The 259-nt window shown below is 52.5% G+C and carries 1 protein-coding gene; it reads right to left on the minus strand.

All coding sequences use genetic code 11. The features are described 5' to 3' along the window. Positions 1 to 259, minus strand: a 259-nt coding sequence (locus tag SB773_RS32840; RefSeq protein WP_410594592.1) for a purine/pyrimidine permease, incomplete at both ends; no start/stop codon positions are given.

Here is a 259-nt window from a genome sequence, read left to right on the forward strand (position 1 = left end):
CTCGACCGCGTAGGCGACGGGTGCAGGCAAGGTTGTCAACAAGCCGATAGCAACCGGAATGAACGACAAGCAAACCATAATCAGGCCGCCAATCAGAAAGGGACGCAATCTGCTTTGCCCAGTCACACTGACGAAGCCTGCACTACCACCTAAAGGGACAATGCCTACTGTTGAAAAAACGGAAGACAACAAATGAGTAAACCCGCCTGCTAACGCACCGCGAGAAAAGCGCTTGGGATCTTCCTTTTGACTATCGCCG

Origin of the sequence: Bacillus sp. SIMBA_074 (assembly GCF_046534555.1) — a bacterium.
Classification (GTDB): Bacteria; Bacillota; Bacilli; order Bacillales; family Bacillaceae_G; genus Bacillus_A; species Bacillus_A mycoides.